The organism is Seonamhaeicola marinus (assembly GCF_008085455.1).
In genome coordinates, this window is the sequence record NZ_VSDQ01000186.1 from 1 (window position 1) to 558 (window position 558).

1 protein-coding gene is annotated in these 558 nt (G+C 30.8%); it reads right to left on the reverse strand.

All coding sequences use genetic code 11. The features are described from left to right. A partial coding sequence (folE, locus tag FUA24_RS02915; RefSeq protein ID WP_148540001.1) for a GTP cyclohydrolase I FolE occupies positions 1-449 on the reverse strand: 449 nt, incomplete at its 3' end. Positions 450-558: the final 109 nt, after the last annotated feature.

A 558-nucleotide genomic window follows, 5' to 3' on the forward strand; every position in this document is an offset into this window, starting at 1 on the left:
ACGGCTACACCTTGTGGCTTTAAAGTATCATTTATACAATCTAAAATTTGCTCAGTTAAACGCTCTTGCACTTGCAAACGTCTTGCAAAAACATCAACAATACGCGGTAATTTACTTAAGCCAACTATATGCCCGTTGGGTATGTAAGCTATATGTACTTTACCAAAAAAAGGCAAAATATGGTGTTCGCAAAGCGAATACAACTCAATATCTTTAACAATAACCATTTCGTTGTATGATTCTTTAAACATGGCACTTGTTAAAATTTCAACAGGATCTTGCTCATAACCTTGCGTTAAAAATTGCATAGCTTTAGCAGCACGTTCTGGTGTTTTTAAAAGGCCATCGCGTTTGGTATCTTCTCCTAAATCTTCAATAATTTTTTTATATCTATCTTTTACATCATCAGTTACCTGCATGCTGTATTCTTCAAACTTTTTGTATGGCATTTTATAAATCTTTTCTTCTTAAAGTAATATTAAACGTAAAATAGTTGTTTTAAAATTAAATATCAAAAAAAACAGAATAACTTTAATGTTGCGCTTTAATTTGTAATAT